Source organism: Planosporangium thailandense (assembly GCF_011947195.1).
GTDB classification, from domain to species: domain Bacteria; phylum Actinomycetota; class Actinomycetes; order Mycobacteriales; family Micromonosporaceae; genus Planosporangium; species Planosporangium thailandense.
The window spans coordinates 296,841-323,094 of sequence record NZ_JAATVY010000004.1; the positions used below are offsets into that span (position 1 = coordinate 296,841).

The following is a 26,254-nucleotide window of genomic DNA, read 5'->3' on the forward strand; positions in this document are numbered from 1 at the left end:
TCGCCCCCGTCGGATGTTGTCGTGCCATCCCGTCGCCGTCGTCCCGCCTTGGGACACCCCGGCCCTGGTGTGCTCGGCTATGCTCGGGATGGCGGTGGCGGCTATCCCGGAGCCTGAGGCCCCCGCCGGAGGCGACTGGGTTCATGTGCCCGGCTGCTGGTGCGGCCGGCCGGCGCGTGCGCGGCGGGCCGGAGGTCCAGAGCGCGACGCGCCGAGCCGGCACGGTCGCGCCGTGCGTTTGCGGTGCCGTGAACCGGGCGGGCGGCGTGGAGCCTCGGGTATTGGGGGATGGTGTCGCCCTGGTCCTCGTCGCCGCCGACGGACAGCAGCCAGCGGATTCGAGGGCAAGCCGGCCTGCCGGCGCGGCAGCCGATCGCCGGAAGCACGACGACAGCCGGCCACCCACGCGATCGTTGCGGCTTTCCTGGCCGGAGCAGCTCGTCGCTCGGCGCGGGCGGCGGGCTCCGGCCGTTGCAGCGTGTGGGGCTCGTAAAGTCGGTTCGGGCTACGCGGCCTGCGAGTACTCGTTGATCAGCCCGCCCAGGATCGGCCGCCGTTGAACGCGGGCGGCGTTCAGGTCAACGACTCTCGTTGGTGGGTCCGGTGGCCGTTGTCCCAGTGAGCGATGTGGACGGTGGCCGTTGTAGTGCGAGGTGTATCCGGCAAGTACGGCCGCCAGGTGTCGCTCGCCGATGATGAGCATCCGATCGGTGCATTCGCGGTGTACGGTGCCCACCCAGCGCTCCGCGAATGAGTTCGCTCGGGGTGCCCGCGGCGGATTCTTGATCACGTCGATGCCCTCGGTGGTGAACACCGCGTCGAATACGCTCGTGAACTTCGTGTCGCGGTCGCGGAGTAGGAACCGCAGCCCCGCCGCGCGCTGGTCGAGGTCCATGAGTAGATTCCGTGCCTGCTGGGCTACCCAGGTGCCGGTCGGATGTGCGGTCACCCCGACGACGTGGACCTGGCGGGTGGCGATCTCCACGAAGAACAGCACGTAGATCCGCTTGAACAACACAGTGTCGACGGTGAAGAAATCGCACGCCAGGATTGTGTGCGCTTGGGCGGCGAGGAACTGCTTCCAAGTCGGCCCAGACCGCCGGGGCGCCGGGTTGACCCCGGCCTGGTTGAGGATCTTCCAGACCGTGCTGGCCGCCAACCGGTAGCCCAGCCCGACCAGCTCACCCTGTACCCGTCGGTGCCCCCACGATGGGTTCTCCGCCGCGAGGCGCAGCACCAGGTCACGGACCTGCTTGTCGACCGGTGGCCGGCCGGGTCGTGCGTGCGGGTACGTCCAGTGTTGGGCGAGCAGCTCTCGATGCCAACGAAGAAGCGTGGCCGGAGTCACGAAGAATACCGACCAGCGTGGGCGGGGCAGTAGCCGCGACAGCACTGCCAGTACCACCCGGTCGGCGGGTTGGAGGTCGGGGCGGTGCACCTGGCGGCGCAGCACCGCCACCTGATGGCGGAGCACCAGGATCTCGACATCCTTGGTGCCGCCGTCCCGGGCGAGCTGGGTCAACATTTGCAGGATCTGGCGCAGGAGCAGGTACACCAGCGATGCGCTCATGGCCACGAGCATGATGGTTGTGCAGGGCTCGAGCTTGCACAGAACTGCACTTCAGGACGGCCGAACCTAGTATTCGAGCCCCACAGGCTCGGCCGCTTCGCGGGGATGCTCCGTCACGAGCCGTACGACAAGTCCCGGGAAGCCGCCGAGCTGTTCGACGAGATCCAGTCCTTCGCGGCGTAGCGGTGCCGAGCTAACGAAGCTCATCGAACAGTGCGGCGGCGGCCAGTGTGAAGCAATAGAGCGAGAACGCACCGAAGCATGCCGCCATCAAGAGCGAACCGCGGCGCGTGGAGCCCATTCGGTCTGCAAACAGCTCCTTGCCTGCGAACCACTCCCGGCGTCGCCGACGTACCGCCAGTGCCTGCCGTCGCTTGCGTTCCTCCTGCCTGGTCTGCGGTCGGCCAATAATCCAGGCGGCCGAGAACAGGCCCATCATCACGCCAATGAATAACGGCATCAACACCCGTGACACGTCGCTACCTTAGGCCGTGCCAGCGATTGGTATTGCCGAATTGTTCTCTTCAGGATCAAGCGCGCCGCGCAAGCGCGGCGCGACCGTGCCGGCGCGGCGCGTCGCGCTCTGGACCTCCGGCCCGCCGCGCACGCGCCGGCCGGCCGCACCAGCATGCGGGGCTCAGTCACCGACAAGACGGAGGCGGAGGTCCGAGTCGTCACGGCATGCCTCTGCCAGCCGACGTACGGCCGCGAGGACCTCGTGCTCCGCTGTGCCTTCCGCGCGGGCGACCAGCTCGCTTAGCTCGCCGAGGAACTGCGGCATCTCGACCGGGGACAGCTCTAGCAGCCCGTACGGGTCGATGCGGTCAAGCATCGGCGTCTTGCCGCCATGCTGGACCCGCTCAAGTGCCTCCGTAAACCGTCCGCGTGCGTCAGCGACCACCGCCACCTGGGTATCCCGGCGTCGTCTCGGGCTCGTACCCTGTTGCTCAACCCGGATCAGTTCAACATCAACGCCCACGCCGGGAAGCCTAGGCATTCGGGACGCTCTTTCGGCGCGACTTCACTCCGAACCTCGGCGCGGCGCAACCGGGTATGGGTTGGTGTCCCGTCCCAGTGCTCGACTCTCCACGCCTCCCGGCCGGCGTCAAGGGCGCTTCGCGTCGGCTGCGCCGATGGCCTACGGCCACCCTTGACCCCGCCCGCGAGCCGCGGATCCGGCACCTGTCGGGGGACGGGGGCAGAGCGGTGACAGCCGGGCGCGCCGGGCCGTCCGCGCCATTTCGGCGGCCAGGACGAGATAGGTTCCTCTGGTGTCCGCGCCCCGTGAACCGCGACTGCTGTACGAGCCCGTTCTGCTGCGAGACGACGAAGAAGGCATCGTGTACCAGGCTGGCGCCTTCTCGACTGAGGCCGAGGCCCAGAAAGTGATCGACATCTGGCGTGCGGAAGGCCGCCGGGAGCCCACGGCAATCAACCTCGTGACCGTCTACGAGAGTGCAGAACAGTGGGAGGCGGATCGCTGAACCGGCTTCGGCGTGCCCGTTGCGTGCTCGATACGGCGGCCAACGGCGGGCAACCACGGTCAACGACGAGAGCGACGACCAGGCCGTGACCAGCAAGGGCAGCAGGTAAGCGGACCGCCGTCGACCGACGATCGACAATTCCTAACCCGCGTGACTCCGTCCAAGTCTCTGTCGCCGGCCCTTGCCATCCATGGGGGTATCGGGAGGGCAGCGAGCGAGCACGCGAGGTGCCAAGAACCCGGCTCTGCTCGGTCTCTGATGACGAGCCTCAGAACTTCGGTGTGGCGACCGATTCGGTGTAGCCACCTGCGCACATGAGGGCCTCGGCGGCATGCTTCATGGTCTCCGGCGAAAGACTCTCCATGACGTCGCGGAACGAGACCTGGTAGAAGGTCGCGATGCTGGCGGCGATTCTCAAGACGTTGGCCGCCTCCTGGTCGCATTCCAACTCACCGCGGTCGAGCGCTGCGACGGCGTCCTTCCACCAGATGCCCGCTGACCTGGGGTATGGATTGTCGAACAGCTCGATGAACCGGCGAAAGGTGGGCTGTTCCAGCCAGTACCGGTGCCGCTCCACCAACCTCACCGCCGCCTCGATGTAGAACAACTCATCGGTTCCGAGGTGGAGCAGCGCGATCAGTTCGTCGGTGTCCAGGTTCTCGGCCGTCATCGGTTCGGGCTCCTAGCGCTCAGCGACGAGGAGGCCTCGTCTGCGGGCCAGAACTCGTCGTCTTCCTCGTCGGGCGATATGGGCGCGTACTGCTGCACCCTGCCGTCTCGGATCATCCAAACGCGGAAGAACGACTGCTCCTGGTCCATGAGGAACAGTTGCACGCCGTTCGGTTTACGCCACGGAACAGAGCCGAAGCGATCGACAACGGCGTCGAGATCAGCGTGATTCAGCGCCCCGGCGTACACGTGGCATTCCGGATACTTGTACCCGCCCCACTGGGTGTCGGACCCGGTGATCACGGCCAGATTGCCGCAGCCGCCTCGCGCCATGCCGAGCTCACGACGAGGGCACTCCTCGTCGAGCCACCTGCTGAACTCCTCAGCGTTGGCCTGGTCGTCGCCCTCGACCGACAGCATCACGTTTGCAACCCAGCTCATCGCACACCCGATCCGGCCTCGCAGCCGACAGGAACATCGTGATCGAGGACCCTACTGGTGACCGGGTCTCGCTGCCATCGTTTTCGCAGATCAGGACGGATTCAGGATGCCAGGACGATGCCTGGTCACATCCACAGCCTCCAACCCGCCCTGTCCATCTTGCGATCTTGCCCTGGTGTCTCGCCGGTTTGGGGGTACGCGGTGAGCCGGCGGCCCGGGAAGCCGCCCGGCCTCCCGGTGGTCGGCCGGGCGGAAAGCCAGCTCCACCGCCGGTAAGCCGCTGGTCGCACCCGGACAGGCAGGCAGCAGAAAGGCAGCGAACGCCGTACCGACCGACGCGCACCGATGACGCAGGAACGCATCTGACCAGCACCGGACGCCGCGATTCCGTACCCGTCGACAACCGCCGGGAGTTGCAATCAGCCTTGACACAGAAGAGGCCACTGGTTCAAACCCAGTATCGCCCACGTGACGCCGTGTGGCGCCTATCCTCACGACCGTTCCGGTATGCCGGGGGCCGCCCGCGAAGGCGGAGTCGTTAGGGCAAGTGCCAAGCGACGCCGCGATCCTTTGGACGATGAACAGTTCACCGGGGTGACGGGCTGATCAAGACTGGCGGGAACTGCGACGCAGGGCCCGTGGACGAGGCTCGCGTGCACTTGACAGGAAGCCGTCAGCCGAAAGGGACATGGTCGTGGAGGCCGAGCTCGGCCTGGGCGTCGCGCCCGACCTCGACGTGCTCGGGTCGCCTGTCGCCGTGTTCTCGTGACCACCGATCTGGAACGTCGAGGAGAAACCATGAAGACAGGGAGTGGCCTGATGAGCGAGACCGCCCAGGCACAGCAGGCACCGAACACCATGCGAGGTGTCGTACTGACCGGTCATGGGGGTCTGGACAAGCTGTCCTTCCGCGACGACTTGATCATCCCTGAGCCGGGCGCGGGCGAGGTTCTCGTCAAGGTCGGTGCTTGTGGCGTGAACAACACCGACATAAACACCCGGACGGGCTGGTACGACCGCGTCGTGGCAAGCGAGCTGACCGAGGACTTTGGCGTCTCGGGTCGTGAAGGCAGCGCCGACGCGCCGCAGCCCACGGGCGACGACGCCGCCTCGTGGAACACCAACACCGTCACTTTCCCGCGCATCAGTGGCGCCGCGACCGCTGGGACGATCGTCGCGGTCGGCGACGGCGTCGACCCGTCGCGAGTTGGGGAACGCGTTCTGGTCGACCCGTGCGTGCGTGATACCAGCCTCCCGAAGCGCGCGCAGCTGGTTGAATACCTCGGAAGCGAACGTGACGGGGGATTCGCGGAGTACATCGCAGTCCCTGCCGAGAACGCGCTGTCCATCAGCAGCAACCTGAGCGACGCCGAGCTGGCTACCTTCCCGTGCTCCTACGACACCGCCGAGGAGATGCTGGCCCGAGCCGAGCTCCAAGCCGGCGAAACGGTGCTCGTCACCGGAGCTGCCGGCGGAGTGGGCACAGCGCTCCTCCAGCTTGCGCACATCCGCGGCGCCACCGTCGTCGCGGTTGCGAGCGCATCGAAGGAGCAACGCATCCGATCTCTCGGGGCCGACCACTTCATTCCACGTGAGACCGACGATCTCGAGTCCGCAGTCCGAGACATCTGCGGTGACCGTGGCGTCGACGTCGTCGCGGACGTCGTGGGCGGACCCGCATTCGGCAGCCTCCTGAAGATCCTGCGTCGTGGCGGCCGCTACACCACCGCCGGTGCGATCGCCGGACCGCTTGAGACTATCGACCTGCGCGACCTAATCTACAAGGATCTCGAGATGTACGGCATCACGTGCCCGACGTCCGAGACGTTCCGGCGCATCGTCAGTCTGGTGGAGTCCGGTGAGCTCAAGCCCATGCTGGAGCAGTCCTTCTCACTCGAGCAGCTGGGTGAAGCACAGGCGCAGTTTGTCAAGCGGCAGCACGTCGGCAAGTTCGTCATCGTGCCCTGAGTCGCCGAGACGACATACCGCTGGCGAGGCTGGGACCTCGACGCCCCGCACGTCCATGCCCATTCGGGGGACAACCCGCGTCCACAACAGAAGAAGCCGTTGTCTGGTACCACGATCGAGTACGACGTTCCGGCCACGATGCGTGACGGAGTCGTGCTCTACGCCGACGTCTATCGCCCCTCCGACGAGGGGCCTTGGCCAATCATCGTCGCTCGCGCCCCGTACGGAAAGTCCGGCACCTACGAGAACTCCTTCCTCGACCCCCTGACCGCAATCCGCCAAGGACTCATCGCGGTCATCCAGGACGTCCGCGGCCGGTACGCCTCCGGCGGCTACACCTGGCAGCCAGGCGCAGCCGACGCTCACGAAGGCTTCGACACGATCGCTTGGGCGGCAAGCCTGTCCGGCAGCAACGGCCGGGTCGGTATGTGGGGACCCAGCTACATGGGCAACGTCCAGTGGCCCCGCGCTCGGTCGACGTCGACCTGTGGTCGACCAGCACGTTGTTCAAGGCCGGCCACCGCCTCTGGGTGCACGTGACGCCGAGCTGCTTCCCGCGGTGGGACCGCAATCTCAACTCGCTGCAGCAGACCGATCCGTCGACGATGCAACTGGCCAACCAGGTCGTCCACGCCGGCGGCTCGTCCTACCTCACGCTTCCCGTCGTGCCGAACCCGCTTCTTCCCTGGGCTTCGCACCCCAACAGGCAAGACCTGCGGCGCACGCCAGGGCGGGGACGGGCATCGAGCACTCACCCGAGGCTACACAACCGACAAACGTCGGCCCTCCAATCTGCGAGCCCACTCGCAATGTGCGACTTCGTGTCGCAGTCAGAAGTCGCGCTCGTCCCACAACCCCCGCTCTGTCCTGTCCTCAACACGAAAAAAACACCTCAAGCTGCAACAACCCGGGGGCCGTGGGTCGACATGGACAAGCAATGCGCGATATCCGGGACTGGATCAGACGCCACCGACCACCAGTGTGCTCGATTGTCCTCCATGGTCGGCCGACCATCGTGGACACAGACCCGCCTCGATCCCACGTAACGATCCATACAATCAACCAGATTGTCGCCATTGGGGGACACCCATCGTTGGCGGTGCAGACCAGCCGGAGGCAAAGTTCGAGGCAAATGCCCGATATGGCCTCGACAATAGCGGGCAAGATAGGGCAGGGGTGAATCTGCCGCTGCTGCGGCTGGCTTCTACCGTTCGTCGACCGAGGTCTGGGACCAGTAGGCATTGTAGGTCAGGGACCAGGCTCGTAGGCCGAGCGTTGGCAAGCGCTACGAGTCTGAGCCTCGGACCACGCCCGTGCGCGGACCTTCCTGCCCGAAGTCGGTGGCGGCGCCCGTCGCGTCGCTGTCGGGCGGTGACTGGGCGCCCGGCCTGATGCGCTGGTTCTCATTCAGGCTCAAGTCGAGTGCGGTGAGCGCCAGGAGGAGCGATGCAATGGCCGACGGCGACCGCAGGCTGATGTCGAGTAGCTCTTCGACCTTTGTTAGCCGGTAGCGCAGTGAGTTGGGATGAATCCCCAAGGCCCGAGCAGCGGCGTTGATGTTCTGGTCGTGTTCGAAGTAGATAACCAGCGCATGCAGCAGTCCGGGTTTGTCAATGACGACGTCGAGGTACCGGCGTGCCCAGGACTCCATGCGTTCCAGGCCGACGTCGGCGAAGAGCCGCGAGGCCATGTCGAAGTCCTCGTAGGACAACAGCAGCGTCCCGGTTCGCCGGCGGTGGATCATGCGAAGGGCCAGTTGTGCATCGTGGTACGAGTCGGCGACGTCACCGACATCGGTCACGCGGCGTCCTACGCCGACGGTGACGCCCCCGAACTTCACTGGGCTGGAGATGAGCAGCCGTCGCAGGTCCCGCGGAGAGGTCTGCAGCAGGGCGGTCAGCACGCCGTTGCGGGTCGCGGTCAGCGCGGGAACATGAGCCGCGGCGAGCGTCTGTTGCAGGACGACGTCGAGTTCGGCGAGGCTGCTGTTGCGCGTCGCTCCCGGGCGCGTGGATCGCGGACGCAACACGGCGACGCGGAGTTCCTCGCCGAAGGAGATGCCGAGCCCGGCGATGCGCCCACCGAGCTGCTGATCCCCTCGCACGGGGCGCAGCGCGATCGCCTGCTCGAGTAGCGCTGCACGCACCGCGCGTTCCTGGCCGCGGGCCACCGCCGCAACGCGCTGACTGGTCTCGACCAAGGTGGCGGCGATGTGCACCGCAGCCGTGATCGATTGGTCGGCGAAGTCGTTGCGGCGGGTCGCGGCGACGAGCCAGCCGCCCATCGTGTCCGTTTCGTCCACAGGGTGGATGCGCGCTGCCACGCCGTTCCAGCCCTCGACGGCGATACGTTGTGAGTCTGCGGTTGTCAACGAGATTTGTTCGTAGATCATCCTGAGTGGGACCGGTCCGGTTGCGTGAGCCGCCCGGCCGTCGCTGTCGATCAACGCGAAGGCGGCGTTGTACCGCATCCTGAGCCGTCGGAGCAGATCGGGTATTGGCTGGTCGTGGCTGAGTGAGATGCTCAACGAGCGCTGCAACGCGGCCAGGTGCCGGGTCGTTGCCTGATCCGGGTGTTCGATGACATGTCTGATTTCGAGAATCAGCGATTCGACGTCGTAATCGTCGGGGCTGATCGGCACGATTACATGGCCGCGGTCAGCAGTACGGTCTCCTTCGGACGAGGCCAGAATCACGATTCGAGGCTCGGCTGCTGCCAGAAGCTCCTTCAGTAGCCGGCGTCCGCCCTCGTCCAAGCGCGGAGGGCAGATGACCAGGGTCGCTGGATCTGCGGGAAGTGGGTTCCCGGGCCACCAGATGCGTGCGTCCGTGACGCGGTTGTCCATCGCTGATGGCGGGACCGAATGCTCGTCGACGCCCAGCCGAGCGAGCACGTCGCGCAGCGATGGAGACGTTAACCGCGTCATGAGTTTCCGATCCGTTCTCCCGGCCTCGGCACGTTTTGGTCAGCGTCTAGCCAATGGCCGTGACCGAGTATTGGAAATCTATCAACAAACGGGGCGAGTCTTTGGACTTCGTCCCATACGGGTGGTGGGCTCCCGCGCCTAACGTCCAGTCACGGAGGATCGAGGCGTCGAGTGAGTGAGGATGCGGTGAGCGAAGACCGTTATTGGAAGTCGAGTGTCAGCGAGATCACCGGCGACTCGGTGGTGATTCGCGGCTATCGGCTCGATGACCTGATCGGCTCGTCCTTCACCGCCGCCACCTACCTGCTGATCCGGGGCGAGTTGCCGACTGCGGGGCAGGCTCGCGTCCTCGACGCGATCCTCACTGCGGTACTCGACTACGCACTGGAGAAGCCGGGGACGGTCGCGGCACGGTTCGTGGTCTCGAGCAACCCGAGCATGCAGGCGGGCCTGGCGGCGGCGGCGCTCGCGGCCGGGGAGTACTCGCTGGCGCCGGAGGCCACCGCCCGGTTCACGACCCGGGTGTACGAGCAGTACGTGGCCTCGGCCTCGAACGACATGCGGGCGTTCGCTCGGACGATCGTCGAAGACCTGCGCAGCCGCAAGGAACGCATCCCGGGCCTGGGCCATCCCGTCTTCAAGCAGATCGACCCGCGGGCTCAGGTGCTGCGCAAGATTGCCGTGGATGAGGGGGTGTGGTCGGATGCGGCCACCCTGTACGAGGCGATCCACGCGGAGTTCACCTCCTTGCCGGGCAAGGCGGACATCCCAATCAACGACGTCGGCATGATGGCGCTGCTCTGCGTGTCGCTCGGATTCACGCCTGAGGAGGCAACGGCACTCGCCGTCATCGGTACACTCCCCGGTGTGGTCGCTCACATCTCCGAGGAGCTGTCGAGCGGTCGGCGGATCCGCGTGCTGCAGGCGAAGGACGTCGACTACGACGTTCCGCGGCGAGAGCTCGGCAGTTCCGAGCATTCCTCCTGAGAGACTGCGACGAGGTGGCCGAAGTGGACGAAGAGGCCAGGCCGACTGAGGGACGGTGGGGCGAGTGACCAAGGCCGCAACGCTCGCGACGACTGACGTCGTCGTCGTCGGTGCCGGCATCACCGGCCTCAGCACGGCGTACGAGCTTCGCAAGAGCGGCTTCAGCGTGGTGGTCGTCGAGCAGCGTTTCGCCGCCTTCGGCGCCTCCGGCCGCAACGCCGGCGCTGTGTGGCTGCAGACCTGCCGAACCGGTACCGAGCTCGACCTCGCCCGCGCGGGCAAGGCGAAGCTGCGCCAGTACGTGTCCGAGCTCGGCGACGGGTTCGAGTACCAGGAGAAGGGTGGCCTCTTCTTCTTCGAGACCGAGGCGCAGGGCCGGATCCTCGAGGAGTACGTCGAGGATCGCCGCGCGGCCGGACTGGACGTCAGCATCCTCTCGGTGAAGGAAGCGCAGGATCTGTCGGCTGCCTTTCCGGCCACCGCGCTCGGTGCGGTGTACTGCGCCGACGATGCCCAGATCGACTCCCAGAAGTTCGTTGCGGCGCTCAGCGCCGCATGCATCCGATCAGGGGTCCGTATCTTCCAGAACACGGCGGTGCTGTCCGAGCTGCGCAACGGGCCGTCAGTGACCGGCGTCAAGACCATTCGCGGGGACATTCTCGCTTCAGGGGTGGTGTGGGCGACCGGCGCGTGGATCACGGGCCTCGGCAACGAGGGCGCCATGGTGCCGGTCGGCACGGCGCGCATGGGCCAGGTCGTGACGCAATCCATCGACGCTCTGCTCGGCCCCGTCATGCACGGACCTCGAGGTGTCGACCTCGTCGGCGCGCTACGGGACCTGCCGGGCTTCACCGCGGCAACGTTCGCTCCGCCCACCGGGAACCATGGGCAATCCGTCGGCTACGACGACGTGATCACGCAGAACCGGGCCGGGTCGCTGTTCATCGGGCACAGTATCGACGCGGTGGGGTCGCTCAACCCGCACATCAGCATGGCGGCGACCCAGGCGATGATCTCAACCACGCTCGAGCGGTTCCCCGGTCACGCCGGACTCGGCGTGACCGGCCTCTGGGCCGGCCTGATGAGCACCACGCCGGATGGGCTGCCGATCCTCGACCGGGTCGACGGTGTGTACGTGAACGTGGGGCACACCTGGGGAGTCGCCACGGGCCCGATCTCCGGGCAGGTGATGGCGGAGATCATCTCCGGCGAGCGGTCGGACTTCGCCGATGCGTTGAGCATCGACCGGAGTGCGCTCGAGTCCGACGTGATCGGCTGAATCCGAGCGCCGGCACACCATCCCGCCTCCAACGTTCCGCCTTGCGGCACCGCTGCTGCAGGCGCCGAATTCTGCAGGAGTACGTCCATGAGCCGCCTGACCCTCGCCCTCGCCGCGTTCGAACTCCGCCCGGAGCACTCGGTCGACGACTACCTGGCCCATACCGGCGAGCTTGTCGATCAGGCCGCGCGCGAAGGCGCGGACCTGGTGGTGTTCCCGGAGCTGGCCAGCACCGGTCTGCTGGCGGCCGCCCCGGGCGGGCGCGTCGTCGCCGGCACCATCTCCGACGCGTACTGGAACCATCTCGCCGGCCTCGCCGACCAGATTCTTGAGGGTCATGTGGCGCAGGCTCAGCAGCACCACGTCTCGGTCCTGGCCGGCAGCCACAACCGTCGCGCATCCGACGGAACCCTTCGCAACAGCGCTTTCCTGATTCACCCCGACGGTAGGGTCGAGACCCAGGACAAGATCCAGCTGACGCCGCAGGAGCACGCGCTCGGCGCCACCGGCGGCGACGAACTCCTCGTCGCCCACGTCGGTCCGTTCACCACCGGGGTCCTGATCTGCGCGGACATCCAGTTCCCGGAGCTGTCGCGGTATCTGGTCGACAACGGCGCCGAGCTGATCCTCTGCCCGTCGCTGACCTGGAACCGGCGCGGGGTGCATCGCGTGCGGACCGGAGCGCTGGCCCGCGCGATGGAAAACCAGCTGTACGTCGCGATGGCCCCGCTGGTGGGCTCGAGCGGGCTCCCGGCCGATGCCCCGCTGCACGCCGTTGGTACTCCGTTCGTCGCGGCGCCCGTCGACAAGACGTTCGGGCTCAACAACGGGATCTTGGCCGAGCGGGGCGACCCTGCCGAGGGGTTGCTGATCGTCACGATCGACAAGGACCTGCTGCGGGCATCGCGCGAGCGGCCGGAAACTCCCGGCCTGGCCCTGCGCCGTCCGGACCTGTACGACAAGCTTCGCAGCACGGCCCGCTCGTGATCCACGAACACCGGGTCCGCTACCACGAGACCGACGCCCAGGGATTCCTGTTCAACAGCCGCTACCTCGAGCTCGCGGACGTCGCCATGACCGAGTTCTTCCGTGACCTCGGGTGGACCTATCCGCAACTGAACGAGATCGGCGTCGACCCCTCCGTGGTGGCGGCGCAGCTGACCTTCCAGCGCCCGATCCGGTTCGACCAGGTGGTGCAGGTCCACGTGCAGTGCACGCGAGTGGGCCGTTCAAGCTTCACCCTCGAGACGACGTACTCGACCGACGAGCACGTCGCCGCCCGGGCAGAGATCACCTATGTGAACGTCACCGCTGCGTCGGCACGCTCACGGCCGCTGCCAGAAGCGATCGCCCACCTCCTGGGTTCAGTTGGTAGTCCTCACAATGAACCGGGGGATCCTCCGTGAACCTCCCACTCCAACCGCGCACGCCGTCGGCCTAGGGTCACCAGTTGTGAAGCAGCGAATCGCGATCGTCACAGGCGCCGGCTCGGGCATCGGGCAAGGGATCGCCTACGCCCTCGTCGAGGCCGGCTACAGGGTCTACGCGACCGACATCTCCGAGGCCCGCCTGGCCTCAACCAAGGCGGCGGCGAGTAGCGCGGACGACCTGCTGACCCGGGTGCTCGACGTGAGCGACTGGGCGGCCGTCGAGCGCGTCGTCGCCGACGTCGTCGAGCACGAAGGCGCGCTGGACGTGATGGTGAACAGTGCGGGCGTCTTCGACGGCTACGCCGACGTCCTGGAGACCACGCCGGAGCTGTGGCAGCGAGTCATCGACGTAAACCTGTCCGGCACCTTCTACGGCTGCCGGGCCGCGGCCCAGGTGATGGTCAAGCAGGGGCACGGCCGGATCATCACGATCGGATCGGTCGCCGGGCAGCGCGGCGCTGCCGACGGCCTGTCGTATGTGGCGTCGAAGGCCGGCATCGAGGGCATGCACCGCCGCCTGGCGGTGGACGTCGCGGCGCATGGCGTCACCGCGAATGTCGTGGCGCCCGGCGTGATTAAGACGAATCTGCGGGCGACGTCCGAGGAACTGCTCGGCGACCTCGTCGCCGACCAGAACCGTGGCATCGGTGTGTCCCCTGACATCTGGAATTTCCTCATTCCCACCCGGCGCCCGGGCGAGGTGCACGAGATCGCGTCGGTGGTCGTCTTCCTCGCCTCGCCGCAGGCCTCCTACGTCAACGGCCAGGTCATCCAGGTCGACGGTGGATGGAACGCCGTCTGACCACTAACCGCGGCGGCCGCCCGGAGCCACGCAGGCTCCGGAAGCCGGGTCCGGTATCGGCCGCCTTCTCCGGTCATCACCGATTAACCATGGAGTGACAGCTTGCTCACCACGCCTCTCACCGACGCCTTCGGGCTGGACCACCCCATCTGTTCGGCCGGCATGGCCCGAGTGGCGCAGGCCGATCTCGTTGTCGCGGTCAGCAACGCCGGCGGCATGGGCTGCCTGGGCGGCGTCAGTTTCATGCCGGACCGGCTGCGTGACGAGATCGGCAACATCATGAGCCGCACCGACCGGCCGTTCGCCGTGAACCTCCTGCTGCCGGACTCCCTGACGACCGAGGACGAGGCCCAGTGGGCGCCGGTTCGCGAGCTGTGGGGCAGCCTGGACGAGACCGACCGCGCGAAGCTGGCCGGCGTCGAGGCGCTCCTGACGCCCGGTGCCGTGGCCGGCCAGGTCGAGGTCGTGCTGGACGCGGCACCGGCAGCGGTGGTCCTGACGTTCGCGACGCCGGACTGGTTCATCGAGGAATGCCGGGCCCGCGGCATAAAGGTGATCGCCCTGGTCGGTTCGCTCGGCAAGGCCGAGGAGGCCGCCCGGGCCGGAGTCGACTTCATCGTGGCGCAGGGCTACGAAGCCGGCGGGCACACCGGCTACGTCTCGACGCTCACCTTGGTGCCCGCGATCATCGACGCAGTCGAGCAGCCGGTCCTGGCCGCCGGCGGCATCGTGGATGGTCGTGGTCTGGCCGCGGCGCTCTGCCTGGGCGCGGCCGGCGTCTGGGTCGGTACCAGGTTCATCGCCAGCCCCGAGGCGTACGGCCACGACACCTTCAAGCAGCGCGTCCTGGCCGGGCAGGCGAAGGACACCACCATCACCTTCTCCTACAGCGGCAAGCGGATGCGCGCGTTCACGAATGCCTGGACGCGTCAGTGGGAGACATCGGGCGAGCGCCCGGCGGGCTTCCCCGGCCAGTACGCGGTGGCCGGCACCCGGGTGGAGACCGGCTATCAAGACGGTGACACGGAGTTCGGCATGATGCCGGTCGGCCAGGGCGTGCAGCTGATTCACAAGATCACGCCTGCCGGGGACATCGTGCGCACCATGGCGGCCGAGGCCGAGCAGATCCTGCGCGCCGCAGCCCCTCGAAACTGAGGTGAGCACAAGGGCGTGAGACCACTTCGGAATTAGAGAGGCGACACCGTGCAACGCGATCTGCTTCCCAACGGCACCCTGTACGGCCTGCCGCACGGCGACGTGCTGGCCGCGCTGGAGTCGGTGGTTACAGCGCACCCGGATCACCTGGCTGTCGTCGACGACCACATGCGCCTCACCTACCGGCAGCTCTGGTCGCTGGTGGCGGCCCGCAGCGAGGCGCTGCGCGCGTCGGGGATCGGCCCCGGCGACCGCGTGGCCATCGTCGCGGAAAGCTCGGCGCACTACCTCGTGTCCGTGCTCGCGGTCTGGCGCGCACACGCCGTCATCGTGACGATCTACCCTTCCTCCGGCAGTTCGGACATGCGGTACTCGGTGGAGCTGGCCGATCCGGTGCTGCTGCTCACCGACGGGCACTGCGACCTGTCGGCCGTGCCGCTGCAGGACATGCAGCTTCCGGTAGCGTCCGTCGACCGTTTCGACGTCACGCACGTCCGACGCGTAGCGGCACCAACGCCGCAGAGCGTTCGGGAACAGCTCGCCATGATCTGTTTCTCGTCGGGCACCACGAGCCGGCCGAAAGCGATCATGGTCTCGTCGCTGGCCATCTACAACTGCGCCGAGACCTATCGCGAGGTGTGGCGCCTGGGCCCGGACGACACGACCGTGGTGGCGCTGCCGTTGGCGTGGATGTACGGACTGGCCAGCACCTCGCTCGCCACGCTGATCGGGGGAGGCACCGTGGTCGTGCTCCAGCGCGGCCGGCCCGACGTCATCGCCGCCACGATCGAACGCGAGGGGGGGACGTTCCTTCCGGGCGTCACGGCAACTTTCGCGAAGCTGGCTGAGATCGCGCGAGATCAACCCGACTGGCGATGGTTTCAGACCCTCCGGCTGTGTATCTCGGGAGGAGAGCCGCGAAACGAGGTCGCGTTCGAACTGTTCAGGCAGGCCACCGGCACCGCGGTCCTGGATGCGTACTGCGCTTCTGAGTGCCTGCCCCTGGTCACGTACGACCCCGAGGTCGACACGACACCAAAGCCCGGCTCGGCCGGCAGGCTGGTGCCCAGGGCGAAGCTCAAGGTCCTGCGCGCGGACGGGACCGACGTCGGGGTGGGCGAGGTCGGCGAGGCGCTGTCGGCCGGGCCGGGCCTGATGCTCGGCTACTGGGGCGACGAGGACGCGACCTGCGAGGCACTCACGCCTGAGGGCTGGTACCGAACCAAAGACCTGGTCCGTATCGACGCAGACGGCTACGTGTTCGTCGTCGGCCGTCTTTCCGACTTGATCATCCGAGGCGGCACCAACATCTCGCCGGCCGAGGTCGAAACCGTGCTGCGCGAACATGCCGACGTCGCCGATGCAGGTGTCGTGGGGCTGCCCGACGACACCTACGGCCAGGCGGTGGTCGCGGCGGTCGTCCCGCGCGCAGGACACGCCGTCGATGCGGCTGAGCTGATCGCCTTCGCGCGCTCCCGGCTGGCGCCCTACAAGGTGCCCAGCCGAATCGTGACCGTGCCGGCGTTGCCGGTCGGTTCCACCGGCAAGCTGAGTCGTAAGGAGCTGCTGAACCAGCTCCTGGCGCACGACGCCTGACCGTCACTGCCGGGCCGGCATCTGGTTCGTAACTTCCACGGACGGAACCGCAGAACTTCGCGGATCTTCCAGTGCCGGGGCCCTATAGCCAGAGCCTAGGGTCCTACCAGACCGCGAAGACGTGGTGCAGATCTCAGTAGGCGTCATCCCCGTGCGGCAGCGCATCGGCCCGGGAGGTTGGTCAGAAGGTGAGTGCAGCTATGAGCTTGGCCGATGCGGCGGCATCGAAAACCACCTCAGCGATTCGGCTCGACGGCGTCGAGAAGCGATTCGGCGATCACCTGGTGCTCAAGCGGATCTCGCTGGAGGTGCAGCCGGGTCAGGTCGTCGCGCTGATCGGGCCCTCCGGCGCCGGCAAGAGCACGCTGCTGCGGTGCATCAACCTGCTGGAGCGTCCGACCGCGGGAACGATCACTGTCGACGGTGTCACGGTGCATGCCGACCACGAGATCAAGGAGCGGGATCTCGCGGCGCTGCGGTCCCGGGTCGGGATGGTCTTCCAGTCGTTCAACCTTTTCCCCCACATGACCGCGTTGCGGAACATCACGCTGCCGCAGCAGCGGGTCCTCGGTCGTAGCAAGGCGGAGGCGGAGGCGCGGGCGCGCGCCCTGCTGTCGCGTGTCGGGCTGGCCGACAAGGCGGACCAGTACCCGGCGCGATGTTCCGGCGGGCAGCAGCAACGCATCGCCATCGCCCGAGCGCTCGCGCTGGACCCCAAGGTGATGCTCTTCGACGAGCCCACCTCGGCGCTCGACCCGGAGGTCGGCCTGGAGGTGCTCAAGGTGATGCGGGAGCTGGCCGACGAGGGCATGACTATGGCGGTTGTCACCCACGAGATGCAGTTCGCCCGCGACGTCAGCGATCACCTGGTCGTCATGGGTGACGGGGACATCATCGAGGAAGGCGATCCACACCAGATCTTCGCCGACCCCCAACAGGCCCGCACTCGCCAGTTCCTTCGCGCCGTCCTGGACCGCGAATGAGCGGCGAGGTCTGGAGCGGCGTCGCCAACGGGATTCTCACGACGGTCCAGCTCACGGTCTTCGGGTTCGCGCTCGGTGCCGTTCTGGGCGTGCCGGTCATGTTGCTCCGCGTCTCCACGTGGCGGCCGGCCCGCTGGACCGGCCGGGCATTCATCGAACTGGTCCGCGGTGTTCCGCTGATCGTCTGGCTGTTCCTCATCTACAACGGACCGACCCAGTTCGATCCTTCCTTGGGAACCGTTTTCACCTCTTGGCGCTCCGGCGTCGCGGCACTCGGTCTCGTCTCGGCGGTCTACATGGCCGAGATCTACCGGGGCTCGCTTCGCGCCATCAACGCCGGGCAGTGGGAGGCCAGCCAAGCGCTCGGGATGAGCCGGTTCGACACCGCCTCCCGGATCATCGCGCCGCAAGTCACGCGGGTCGCGGTGCCTGCATCGACGACGTACGCCCTGTCGCTGATCAAGGATTCGTCGCTGGTCTCGGCGATCGGCGTCTTCGAAACCACCTACTACGCCACGACGATCTCCAGCACGTTGAGCTCAGCCACCCCGTTCGTCGTGGCCGGCGTGTACTACATCGCCCTCACCATTCCCGCCGCCTGGGCGGCACGTCGGCTGGACAGCAACCTGCGCAGAAAGGTTATGCGATGACCGGCATCTGGCAGGACTTCGTCACGCACCAAGGCCAGCTGATCGACGGACTGATTGTCAGCCTCCAGCTTGCCGGGCTGACCCTTCTGTTCGGCCTGCCCGGCGGCTTGATCCTCGCCATCGCCGGCACGTCACGGACGCGGCTCACCCGCTACGTCGCCATCGCCCTGACCGAGATCGGTCGCGGCACGCCCGCGCTGGTGATGCTTCAGTTGGTCTACAACGGCATCCCGGTGACCCTATCGGGCCTGCTGTCGGCCGGCATCGCGCTCGCCCTCACGACCGCCGCGTACACGAGCGAGATCATGCGCGGCGGGCTCCAGGCCGTCCCCGAAGGGGAGATCGAAGCGGCGAGCGCGCTGGGCATGAGCCGCTGGGACACCCTGCGCGACGTCGTCATCCCCCAGGGACTGCGCATCGCGCTGCCCTCGCTGATGTCCTTCAGCGTGATCATGTTTCAGGCGACGTCCCTGGCCTTCACGATCGCGGTTCCAGAGCTGATGTCGCAGGCGAAGTCGATCGCGAACTCGAACTTCCACTACTTCAATCTCTTCATCATCGCCGCCGTGATGTACGCGGCGATCACCATCTCGGCCAGTGCCTTCACCGATCGCGTCGAGCGCAGGCTCTCGCGGCACGTCTGAAGCCGTGCACACACCCCGTAGAGAGGTACAACGATGTACAAGAAGATAGCCTTGGCAGGGGTACTGCTGCTCTCCGCGGCGACACTCGCCGCCTGCGGAGGCAACGACCAGAATGCCCCTGCGGCGAACGCCGGGTGCAAGCCGGCGCACGCCAACCTCAAGACCGCCAAGAGCGGCACGCTGACCACGTCCACCTACACGTTCCCCCCGTTCACGAACGTGAACGGCACCACGGTGACGGGCGCCGAAGGCGGGATCCTCAAAGAGATCGCCAGCATGGAGTGTCTGAGCCTGACCGGGCAGCCGCTCGATACCGGTTCGGTCGTCACCGCCGCGCAGAACGGTCGGGCCGACATCGCCTCCGGCAACTGGTATTGCACCGCCGCGCGGGCCAAGGTCGTCGACCTCGCCGGCCCCGTCTACGGCGACCAGATCGGCATCATCTCGACCAACGGCGCCAGCACGTTCACCGAACTCCAGGGTCGCGCGATGGGCACGGTCGACGGCTACCTGTGGAACGAGGAGTTCAAGAAGATCTACGGCTCGGACCTGAAGGTCTACCCGACGCCCACCGCGATGTACAACGACCTCAAGGCGGGCCGCATCGAGGTCGCCGCGGACTCGTTCGGCTCGGCGACGTACGCGAACAAGCAGAATGGCGACAAGTGGAAGGTCGTCAATCCCGCGGCCGACTCGCGGGTGGCCGCGAGCAAGCAGCCGCCGCAGGTGTGCTTCCCGATGTCCAAGAACAACCAGGCGCTGTACAACGCGGTCAACGAGGACCTGAAGACGCTGCGTGACAACGGCAAGCTGGCCAAGATCCTTGAGGACAACGGGCTGAGCGGCTCGGCCGCCAACACCGGGGAACTCCAGCTCATCCAGTAGCCGCACCGATCCGGCGCGTGGGCTGGCCGAACCAGCGGCTTCCGCGCTCGGCCAGCCCAAGCAGTCGACCCCGCATCGCGGTCCGGCGCGGCGACGCCACGCCGCACCGGCTGACGAGTCTCAGCACAACCGGACCGTGCATACCGACAGCAGGAGCAGTACATGATTCTGGACAAGGCAGACGTCGTCGTCGTCGGCGGTGGCATCGTCGGCGTGAGCTCGGCCTACTTCCTAGCGAAACGAGGCCACGATGTCGCGCTCGTGGAGCAGCACGAGCTGGCTCACGGCGCCTCCGGCAGGAACCTCGGCTACCTCTGGATGCACAACAGGAATGCCGGCTACTCCCTGGAACTCGCGCGCGCCGGCCGAGCCCTGTACGACGGCTTCGCGGAGGAGCTCGGCCCGTCCTTCGAGTACCGCAGCAACGGCGGCATGATCTACTTCCACACCGATGACCAGCGTCGCGTGTACGCCGAGTTCGTCGAGGCCCGCCGCGCTGACGGCCTAAAGATCGAGCTGCTCGACGAACAGGCCGCCCACGAGGCCGCGCCGATCCTGTCGCCCGACGTCATCGGCGCCACCTTCAGCCCGGAGGACGGCCAGATTCGTACCCCGAAGTTCGTGCGGTCCCTGGCGCAGGCCTGCCGCCGGATGGGTGTGCGGATCTATGAGGACACTGCGGCCCTCGGCCTGCTGCGGTCGGGCGGCCGGGCCGTCGGCGTCCGGACCGTCAGCGGGGATGTTCCGGCCGGCCAGGTGGTCTGGGCGACCGGAGCGTGGTCGGGCATGTTGCAGGCCGACGGCGTCGAGGTCCCGTTCAAGCCGGAGCGGCTCGGCGCCATCATGCTCGGCCGAGTCCCTGAGCAACTCGACAAGGTCCTGTACGGCCCCTTGGCGGCCAAGAACTACGCGATGATCCGCTCGCTGCCCAGCTACAAGGACGAGTACTTCACCGCCTCCTACGAGGATCCCGGACACGGTGTCGAACACCTGGAGTGCGTTTCCAAGACCGAGGACGGCAATCTGTTCATCGGCTGCCCGATGGACATGCCCGACGATCTCGACCACCGCATGTCGGCGATCGGGCTGAAGATGGGCATCGGTGCCCTGCTGGAGGCGTTCCCTCAGTACCGCAACCTCGGTGTCGAGGGCGTGTGGACCGGCATCCTCCCCAGTACCGCGGACTCCTTGCCGATCGTCGACCGGGTCGACGCCGTGCCCGGGCTGCTCCTGGCCACCGGACACATTTACGGCAACGTCGCCGGTCCGATCTCCGGAAAGCTGATCTCCGAGCTGGCCTCCGGCGTGGAAACCAGCCTCCGGATCGACGAGCTGGCCCTGGACCGGCCTGGCCTGCAGGCGACGGAGGACGGCTTGGTGCGGTGGTGACGAGCCGGCGTTTCCCGGCATCCCTGACTTCGAACGTGCGCCCGCCAGCACCGAGTTGAGAGTGAGAACCCCTATGAGCACGCCTACCGTTCAGCAGAACCGATCCGAGACCGTCCGCTACCTCGAGGACATCTCGGTTGGCGACAGCTGGGTCACCCGGGCGCGGACCATCACGGAAACCGACGTCGTGACGTTCGCGACGTGGTCCGGCGACATGCACCCGCTCCACACGAACGAGGAGTTCGCTCGGTCGACCCAGTTCGGTACCAGGATCTTCCACGGCCCCGGTGCGCTGGCCATCGCCTTCGGACTGGAGATGGGACTCGGGTGGAAGAACCCCTCGGCGATCGCGTTCCTGAGCATCCGCGACTGGAACCTCAAGGCCCCAGTGCACATCGGCGACACCATCTACGTCCGCGAGCGCGTGATCGAAGTTCGGCCGTCGTCCTCCAAGCCGGACCGCGGCGTCGTCGTGACGCGGGTGGAGATCTGCAACCAGCGCGACGAGATCTGCCAGGAGGGCGACTGGGTCGTCCTGCTCTCGCGCCGCCCGGCCTGAACCGCGCCGGTCATGATCACCCGCCAACCCCGATAGGAGAGCCACTCGCGATGGGCGCAACCGCCGACTTCAAGCCGCCATGCGACGCCGCCAACGCCGCTCCGTTCGGGCCGGCCGTCATCGAGAAGCGAACCGCCAACACGCCGCTCGCCAACCTCGGCACCTCGTTCATGGAGTTCACCGAGACCGGCGCGAGCGATCCGTGGACACTGCGCTACGAGGAGACCATCTACGTCGTCGCCGGTCGGCTGGAGCTCGACATCATCGAAGACGGCGTGACCGGCGTGACCGGCGCGACCGTTGTGGGCGATGTCGGAGAACTTCTGGTGCTCCCGGAAGGCACGACTGTGCGGTATCGCGCAGACAAGGGCACCAGGCTGGTGCTGTCCATCACGCCCGTTAATTGGCGCGACCGCACCAATTAGCACAGTCGGGTAGTCCGGTTCCAGTGCCTCCATCGACCGAACGACCGCAGAAAGAGCCGCCGATGCGTATCGCCTTCCTGAACCCCTTCGGCACCGCCGCGTACGACGAGCTGGTCACCGACGCCCTGACCTCGGCGGCACGTGCCGACGCGGAGGTCGTGGTCCAGCACCTCGACCTCCGCCCGGAGAATATCGACTACTACGCCGCCAAGCACCTGATCGAGGTCGGCATCATGAAGGCGGCGATCCGCGCGGAACGTGACGGCTTCGACGCGTTCGTCATCGGATGCTGCTACGACCCCGCCCTCACACAAGCCCGCGAGCTGGTGAACATCCCCGTCGTCGCGCCCCTCGAGGCATCCGTCGGCATCTCGCGCGCCTTCGGCCACAGCTTCGCCGTCGTCACCGACCATCACAAGGCAGTGCCCGAAATCGCCGACCGGATCCGGCTGTACGGCATGGAGGCGAACTGCAAGACGGTCACGTCCGTGGGCTGGTTCGTCAACGCCATGGTCCGGGACACCGAAGGCGTCGCCAAGGACGCGTACGACGCCAGCGCGCGGGTCCTGGCTGAGTCCGGCGCCGAGACGGTGATCATCGGATGCACGATCGTCTCGGCGTGCTACGAGAAGGTGGCCTCGTCCGGCAATGCGGACTACCAGAAGCTGTCGGTCATCAACCCGAACATCGTCGCCCTGAAGCAAGCCGAGGTGCTGGCCGACATGAACCGCCAGGGCCAGTACCGGATCAGCCGGGCCGCCTACTACCAACCCCTGGACCAGCACGACCCGGTTGCCGCGGCAGAGGTTTTCGACCTGCTGAGCTAGGCCACAACCGGACACCCCGGCGACGACGATCACGACAACCCGACGAGGAGCTTAATGCCGTTGCACCTGCCCGAGGGAAAGCGCCTCGCGGTATCAGTCGGAGCCGACTTCGACGCGCACAGCGTCTGGCACGGCACGTTCAGATCCTCGTCCCAGACAGACCTGTCTCGGGGCGAGTTCGGTGCCATGGTGGGTGTGCCACGGCTCCTCGAGACCTTCGCGCGCCGCGGCATTACGACGACCTGGTGTGTACCGACGCATACGATGCAGACCTTCCGGTCGCAGGTCGACGCCATCGTCGAGCATGGGCACGAGATCGGCGCCCACGGCGTCTACCATGAGTACGTCCCCAAGCTATCCCCAGATGAGGAGCGGCGGCTGCTCGATCTCCAGGTGCGGCAGCACCTAGAGCTGCTCGGCCGCCGTCCGCGCGGGTACAGGTCGCCGGCGCTCGACGTCACCGGGCGCACCCTGGAACTGCTCGCCGAGTTCGGATTCGAATGGGACTCGTCGCTTATGGGCCGCGATGTGACGCCGTATCGCCCGCGAATGGTCCAGACTGTTGACTTCGAGCACGGCAATACGTTCGGGCCGCCGAGCAAGGTCCTGGAACTCCCTGTGTCGTGGACCCTCGACGACTTCCCTGAGCTCGAGACATTCAAGGGCAATGCGCTGATGCAGTCTGCGCACGTACTTCTCCGCCGGTGGATCGATGCCTTCGACTTCGCGTACGACCGCTGTCCAGGCGGCATGCTGGCGTGGATCCTTCATCCGCAGACGATCGGGCGACCTGCGAACCTTCTGATGCTGGAACGCTTTCTGGACCACGTCCTCCAGCACGACGGAGTGTGGTTTGCGACGCTGTCCGAGATCTACGACTGCTGGACCGACTAGGGACGGTCACCGTCGACCGGCTGCCCGGATGGGCCGCCTACCCGCGGTGGTGGCAGATCCGGGGACGGCTGTTCACGCTGGCTGCCGGTCAGGTTGGGCGGTACCGGGCCAACCTCCGTGCCACCGGCTGCCACTGCGCGCCGCAGTGGTACTACGACCAGTGGACCATCCACGTGGCCAACACTCCGGCCATTACGGACCTGTTCCTGCGGGCCCGACCCGACCGCGACATCGACGACCGGGTCCACCTTTACGGCGGCAGTCGGCGCCGTTCGACAACGGCGCCGGCTCGCTGACGGCCGGGGCCGGTGGCCCATCACTTCCGGCCGCTCCGTGGAGGCGTGAGGGTGGGGAAGTGCCTGGCCGTGGCCTGGCAACCGGCCGAAATTCCCGTGACGCGCCGCAGTCGCCATAGGTAGCGTCGGCACGATCATTCGCAGCAAGTAAGGGCGGGAGTCACCGGTGAGGCGTCGGTCGCCGCAGGGGGTGGCGTTGAGCTACGCCCGGGACTGCCGCAACGTTTACGGCGAGAACGACAAGAGCTCGCGCGCGAGCATCCGGCGCAACAAGCGGTTCCCACACCGGGCCAACCGGCGCCACGACCGCCAGACCCTCACCGCGTGTATCGGCGCCCCGCCCCGGACGTCGACGAAGCCGTCGAGGTACGGATCCGCGGGCGGCGACGCGCATCCTGGCGGAAATCGCCAGACCTCCCGCTGGGCATGGTCGTCACGTCACGGCGGGCCGGGTGAACGCCGAGCGCCCGTCGGCGGCGGCCATGACCCTTTGGGGTGTCAAAACCCTGGCATCGTGGGTGGCCTGGGCTTCTATGCGGCTCGTTCGTATCGCCGAGAACGGATCGACGTCTGATCCGCTTGTTGGTGAGGTCGACGTCGGGACGGTCGGACCGCGGCGGCTGTAGGTGCAGGGACCGGTGGGATTTTGCAGGCGGTGATGCCGGCGTCGGCGAGCACGGCATCGAAGGTGGTGGTGAACTGCCCGACGCGGTCCCGCGGCGACAGCCGGCCACGGGTCGGACTCGTCGCCCAATGCCCGGGCTGGACCGGGCCGAGGGCGGGGGAGCAGAATGGGAGCAGCGGGGCGCTTCCAACGGCGTTGAACGGCGTTCGACCGGTTTGAGCTGCGCGCATCGTCTCGGCGTGACCTGCGGGTTCTCGTGTTTGCGCAGGTCAGCGCATGATCGGATTTTCGTTGACACGGAAGAGGTCACTGGTTCAAACCCAGTATCGCCCACCAAAACTGCAGGTCAAGGTGATGATCGCCGATCTTACTGATTGGCGATCATCTGTTTTTGGGAGCAGTTTTGCTCCCACGGTAACGACCGAACCTGGATGTACGGATTGCGTAGTGATCACCAGCGGCCGTGGCTGTTGCGGTAGCGCACGCGGAAACTGTTGCCGCGTCGTTCTACCCATGCCATGGGCTGCTCCCATTCGATGTGTGGTCGTCGGTGGGTGCATGGACGCTTCGCTGGCGGCCGGGTGGCAAGTCGCGATCCCGGACCGTGGGCGGGGTCTTTCGCCGGCCACGCCGGCCGACCGCGGGACGGGCGGAGGCGGCGACGATCGCGGCGAGGTCGGTGGGGGAGAAGCGCAGGTGCTTGCCCAGGAACGTGCACGGCACCCCGCGCGGTGGCCTTCCTGCGCAACCAGGACTCACGCACGCGCACCCGCTGCGCGGCCTCGGCGGGGGGTGTAGAGCAGCGCGTCGTTGGCAGACGGGCCGCTGGCTGGTCGGGGTGTGGGGTGGGCGGATCGGCGTGCCTGGGATGGCGTAGCCATGAACGGTCTCCTTGCGAGAGCGGGATGAGACTGCCGGTTGCCTTGTCGGGCATGAATAAGCGGCCGACGCCCTGGGCATCGGCCGCTGCCGTGTGTGAGGTGGGCCGGGTGGTCGATAGCGACGAGTCGATCGATCGATGAGGCTGTGCGGTTAGCTGCGCTTCTTGCGATGTGCACCGTGCGAGTTGGTGGGGGCCGCTGACGGTGCGAATCGGACGGATATGGGACGCCGTCACGGAATGGCGCTGTAGATGACGGCATCCGAGCGGGTATCGGGTGTGCCGTCCAGTGGGGCGTCTCAGTGCCTGTGAAATAACGGGTTCAGGCTGCTCGGGGCGGTCGGGTGGGTGGTTTGCGCTGGCGGGCAGGCGCCGGGTCATGATGATGATCATCGTCCATTGGACCATCGCGGCATGGTGGTCGGGACGGCGCTCGTAGTCGCGGACGGTGCGGCGGCAGCGGTTGATCCAGGCCAGGGTTCTCTCCACGACCCATCTGCGCGGCAGGACCTGGAAGCCGATCTGGCCGGCGAGCTTGTGCACGACGGTGACGGTCAGCCGCAGCGTGGCCCGGGCCCAGCCGACCAGCGCGCCGGCGTAGCCGGTCGCCGCGGCCTGGGCGGCGATCGCCAGGTGGATCCGCATGCTCGGGCAGGTCACCGCGGTGGTGATCGGCAGCGAGCAGACCTGGCTGAGCGCGCTGATCATCGACCAGACGAACGGGCACTGACCCTGCTCCTCCAGCCAGGGGTGGACGTGGCCGGAGATCCACAGCCCCTCGACGCCGGCCCGCTCGGCCGCCCTGGCCCGCTCGATCAGGTCAGCCGGCCCGTTCTCTTCACACGACAGGATGTACCCGAGCTTCATGCCGCCCGGCTACCCGCCACCAA

General features: G+C 67.1%; 28 protein-coding genes. 21 read left to right on the forward strand and 7 right to left on the reverse strand.

All coding sequences use genetic code 11. The annotated features are described in order from the left end of the window. Positions 1–505 precede the first annotated feature (505 nt). The 3 genes from HC031_RS09050 to HC031_RS09060 form a co-directional block, all read right to left on the reverse strand. A complete protein-coding gene (locus HC031_RS09050; protein ID WP_167924735.1) occupies positions 506–1,570 on the reverse strand; it encodes an integrase core domain-containing protein in 1,065 nt (354 codons plus the stop codon). Positions 1,571–1,763: 193 nt separating this feature from the next. Then, positions 1,764–2,045, reverse strand: a complete 282-nt coding sequence (locus HC031_RS09055) for a hypothetical protein (RefSeq protein ID WP_167924736.1) — start codon at positions 2,043–2,045, stop codon at positions 1,764–1,766. A 162-nt stretch (positions 2,046–2,207) separates the two neighbouring features. Further along, positions 2,208–2,549 carry a hypothetical protein gene (locus HC031_RS09060; protein WP_167924737.1) on the reverse strand — a complete coding sequence of 114 codons (342 nt, stop codon included), beginning with the start codon at positions 2,547–2,549 and terminating at the stop codon, positions 2,208–2,210. Positions 2,550–2,841: 292 nt separating this feature from the next. Between HC031_RS09060 and HC031_RS09065 the strand changes: the two genes are divergently transcribed. After that, positions 2,842–3,054, forward strand: coding sequence for a hypothetical protein (locus HC031_RS09065; RefSeq protein ID WP_167924738.1), 213 nt, complete (start codon positions 2,842–2,844; stop codon positions 3,052–3,054). A 268-nt stretch (positions 3,055–3,322) separates the two neighbouring features. On the opposite strand, the gene HC031_RS09070 is transcribed toward HC031_RS09065, so the two are convergent. Both HC031_RS09070 and HC031_RS09075 read right to left on the reverse strand, forming a co-directional pair. Then, positions 3,323–3,724 (reverse strand): hypothetical protein, encoded by a 402-nt coding sequence (locus HC031_RS09070; RefSeq protein WP_167924739.1) that lies wholly within the window; start codon positions 3,722–3,724, stop codon positions 3,323–3,325. Beyond that, the gene (locus tag HC031_RS09075) at positions 3,721–4,164 is read right to left on the reverse strand and encodes a squamosa promoter-binding protein 15 (protein WP_167924740.1); all 444 of its coding nucleotides are present in this window, start codon (positions 4,162–4,164) and stop codon (positions 3,721–3,723) included. Before HC031_RS09075 ends, HC031_RS09070 begins: the two co-directional genes overlap by 4 nt. Before the next feature lie 765 nt (positions 4,165–4,929). On the opposite strand from HC031_RS09075, the gene HC031_RS09080 reads away from it, so the two are divergent. The 3 genes from HC031_RS09080 (at position 4,930) to HC031_RS34720 (ending at position 7,178) form a co-directional block, all read left to right on the forward strand. After that, positions 4,930–6,132, forward strand: a complete 1,203-nt coding sequence (locus HC031_RS09080) for a zinc-binding dehydrogenase (protein WP_205862459.1) — start codon at positions 4,930–4,932, stop codon at positions 6,130–6,132. Positions 6,133–6,270: 138 nt separating this feature from the next. Continuing rightward, positions 6,271–6,672 (forward strand): CocE/NonD family hydrolase, encoded by a 402-nt coding sequence (locus HC031_RS34715; RefSeq protein ID WP_167924893.1) that lies wholly within the window; start codon positions 6,271–6,273, stop codon positions 6,670–6,672. Beyond that, a complete protein-coding gene (locus HC031_RS34720) occupies positions 6,591–7,178 on the forward strand; it encodes a CocE/NonD family hydrolase C-terminal non-catalytic domain-containing protein (RefSeq protein ID WP_420813621.1) in 588 nt (195 codons plus the stop codon). The genes HC031_RS34715 and HC031_RS34720 overlap by 82 nt, the downstream gene beginning before the upstream one ends. 239 nt (positions 7,179–7,417) lie before the next feature. Here HC031_RS34720 and HC031_RS09090 read toward each other — a convergent pair whose 3' ends face one another. Beyond that, the gene (locus HC031_RS09090) at positions 7,418–8,887 is read right to left on the reverse strand and encodes a PucR family transcriptional regulator (RefSeq protein ID WP_167924741.1); all 1,470 of its coding nucleotides are present in this window, start codon (positions 8,885–8,887) and stop codon (positions 7,418–7,420) included. Positions 8,888–9,244: 357 nt separating this feature from the next. On the opposite strand from HC031_RS09090, the gene HC031_RS09095 reads away from it, so the two are divergent. From HC031_RS09095 to HC031_RS09175, 17 genes are all read left to right on the forward strand, one after another. Beyond that, on the forward strand, positions 9,245–10,045 hold the full coding sequence (locus tag HC031_RS09095) for a citryl-CoA lyase (RefSeq protein WP_205862461.1): 801 nt from the start codon (positions 9,245–9,247) through the stop codon (positions 10,043–10,045). A 64-nt stretch (positions 10,046–10,109) separates the two neighbouring features. Beyond that, on the forward strand, positions 10,110–11,324 hold the full coding sequence (locus HC031_RS09100; protein ID WP_167924743.1) for an FAD-dependent oxidoreductase: 1,215 nt from the start codon (positions 10,110–10,112) through the stop codon (positions 11,322–11,324). 87 nt (positions 11,325–11,411) lie between these two features. Further along, a complete protein-coding gene (locus HC031_RS09105) occupies positions 11,412–12,311 on the forward strand; it encodes a nitrilase-related carbon-nitrogen hydrolase (RefSeq protein ID WP_167924744.1) in 900 nt (299 codons plus the stop codon). Further along, positions 12,308–12,730 (forward strand): YbgC/FadM family acyl-CoA thioesterase, encoded by a 423-nt coding sequence (locus HC031_RS09110; protein ID WP_205862462.1) that lies wholly within the window; start codon positions 12,308–12,310, stop codon positions 12,728–12,730. The genes HC031_RS09105 and HC031_RS09110 overlap by 4 nt, the downstream gene beginning before the upstream one ends. Positions 12,731–12,776: 46 nt before the next feature. Then, a complete protein-coding gene (locus HC031_RS09115; RefSeq protein ID WP_167924745.1) occupies positions 12,777–13,556 on the forward strand; it encodes an SDR family oxidoreductase in 780 nt (259 codons plus the stop codon). A 102-nt stretch (positions 13,557–13,658) separates the two neighbouring features. Then, positions 13,659–14,711, forward strand: a complete 1,053-nt coding sequence (locus tag HC031_RS09120; protein WP_167924746.1) for an NAD(P)H-dependent flavin oxidoreductase — start codon at positions 13,659–13,661, stop codon at positions 14,709–14,711. 48 nt (positions 14,712–14,759) lie between these two features. Then, a complete protein-coding gene (locus tag HC031_RS09125; protein ID WP_167924747.1) occupies positions 14,760–16,307 on the forward strand; it encodes an AMP-binding protein in 1,548 nt (515 codons plus the stop codon). Between the two features lie 200 nt (positions 16,308–16,507). After that, positions 16,508–17,290 (forward strand): amino acid ABC transporter ATP-binding protein, encoded by a 783-nt coding sequence (locus HC031_RS09130; protein ID WP_167924748.1) that lies wholly within the window; start codon positions 16,508–16,510, stop codon positions 17,288–17,290. Beyond that, positions 17,287–17,940, forward strand: coding sequence for an amino acid ABC transporter permease (locus HC031_RS09135; RefSeq protein WP_167924749.1), 654 nt, complete (start codon positions 17,287–17,289; stop codon positions 17,938–17,940). Before HC031_RS09130 ends, HC031_RS09135 begins: the two co-directional genes overlap by 4 nt. Continuing rightward, entirely contained in the window at positions 17,937–18,584 is a 648-nt protein-coding gene (locus tag HC031_RS09140; protein WP_167924750.1) for an amino acid ABC transporter permease, read from the forward strand. Before HC031_RS09135 ends, HC031_RS09140 begins: the two co-directional genes overlap by 4 nt. Before the next feature lie 33 nt (positions 18,585–18,617). Beyond that, a complete protein-coding gene (locus HC031_RS09145; protein WP_205862463.1) occupies positions 18,618–19,469 on the forward strand; it encodes a substrate-binding periplasmic protein in 852 nt (283 codons plus the stop codon). A 162-nt stretch (positions 19,470–19,631) separates the two neighbouring features. After that, on the forward strand, positions 19,632–20,858 hold the full coding sequence (locus tag HC031_RS09150; protein ID WP_167924752.1) for an NAD(P)/FAD-dependent oxidoreductase: 1,227 nt from the start codon (positions 19,632–19,634) through the stop codon (positions 20,856–20,858). A 73-nt stretch (positions 20,859–20,931) separates the two neighbouring features. After that, positions 20,932–21,417: a MaoC/PaaZ C-terminal domain-containing protein gene (locus HC031_RS09155; RefSeq protein WP_167924753.1), complete on the forward strand. Its 486-nt coding sequence runs from the start codon at positions 20,932–20,934 to the stop codon at positions 21,415–21,417. 50 nt (positions 21,418–21,467) lie between these two features. Continuing rightward, entirely contained in the window at positions 21,468–21,842 is a 375-nt protein-coding gene (locus tag HC031_RS09160) for a cupin domain-containing protein (RefSeq protein WP_167924754.1), read from the forward strand. Between the two features lie 62 nt (positions 21,843–21,904). Further along, positions 21,905–22,669, forward strand: a complete 765-nt coding sequence (locus tag HC031_RS09165) for an aspartate/glutamate racemase family protein (RefSeq protein ID WP_167924755.1) — start codon at positions 21,905–21,907, stop codon at positions 22,667–22,669. Between the two features lie 54 nt (positions 22,670–22,723). Further along, complete coding sequence (locus HC031_RS09170; RefSeq protein ID WP_167924756.1) at positions 22,724–23,563, forward strand: polysaccharide deacetylase family protein; 840 nt, start codon at positions 22,724–22,726, stop codon at positions 23,561–23,563. After that, the gene (locus HC031_RS09175) at positions 23,518–23,859 is read left to right on the forward strand and encodes a hypothetical protein (RefSeq protein WP_167924757.1); all 342 of its coding nucleotides are present in this window, start codon (positions 23,518–23,520) and stop codon (positions 23,857–23,859) included. Before HC031_RS09170 ends, HC031_RS09175 begins: the two co-directional genes overlap by 46 nt. 1,076 nt (positions 23,860–24,935) lie before the next feature. On the opposite strand, the gene HC031_RS34725 is transcribed toward HC031_RS09175, so the two are convergent. Then, a complete protein-coding gene (locus HC031_RS34725) occupies positions 24,936–26,231 on the reverse strand; it encodes an LLM class oxidoreductase (RefSeq protein ID WP_420813622.1) in 1,296 nt (431 codons plus the stop codon). Positions 26,232–26,254: the final 23 nt, after the last annotated feature.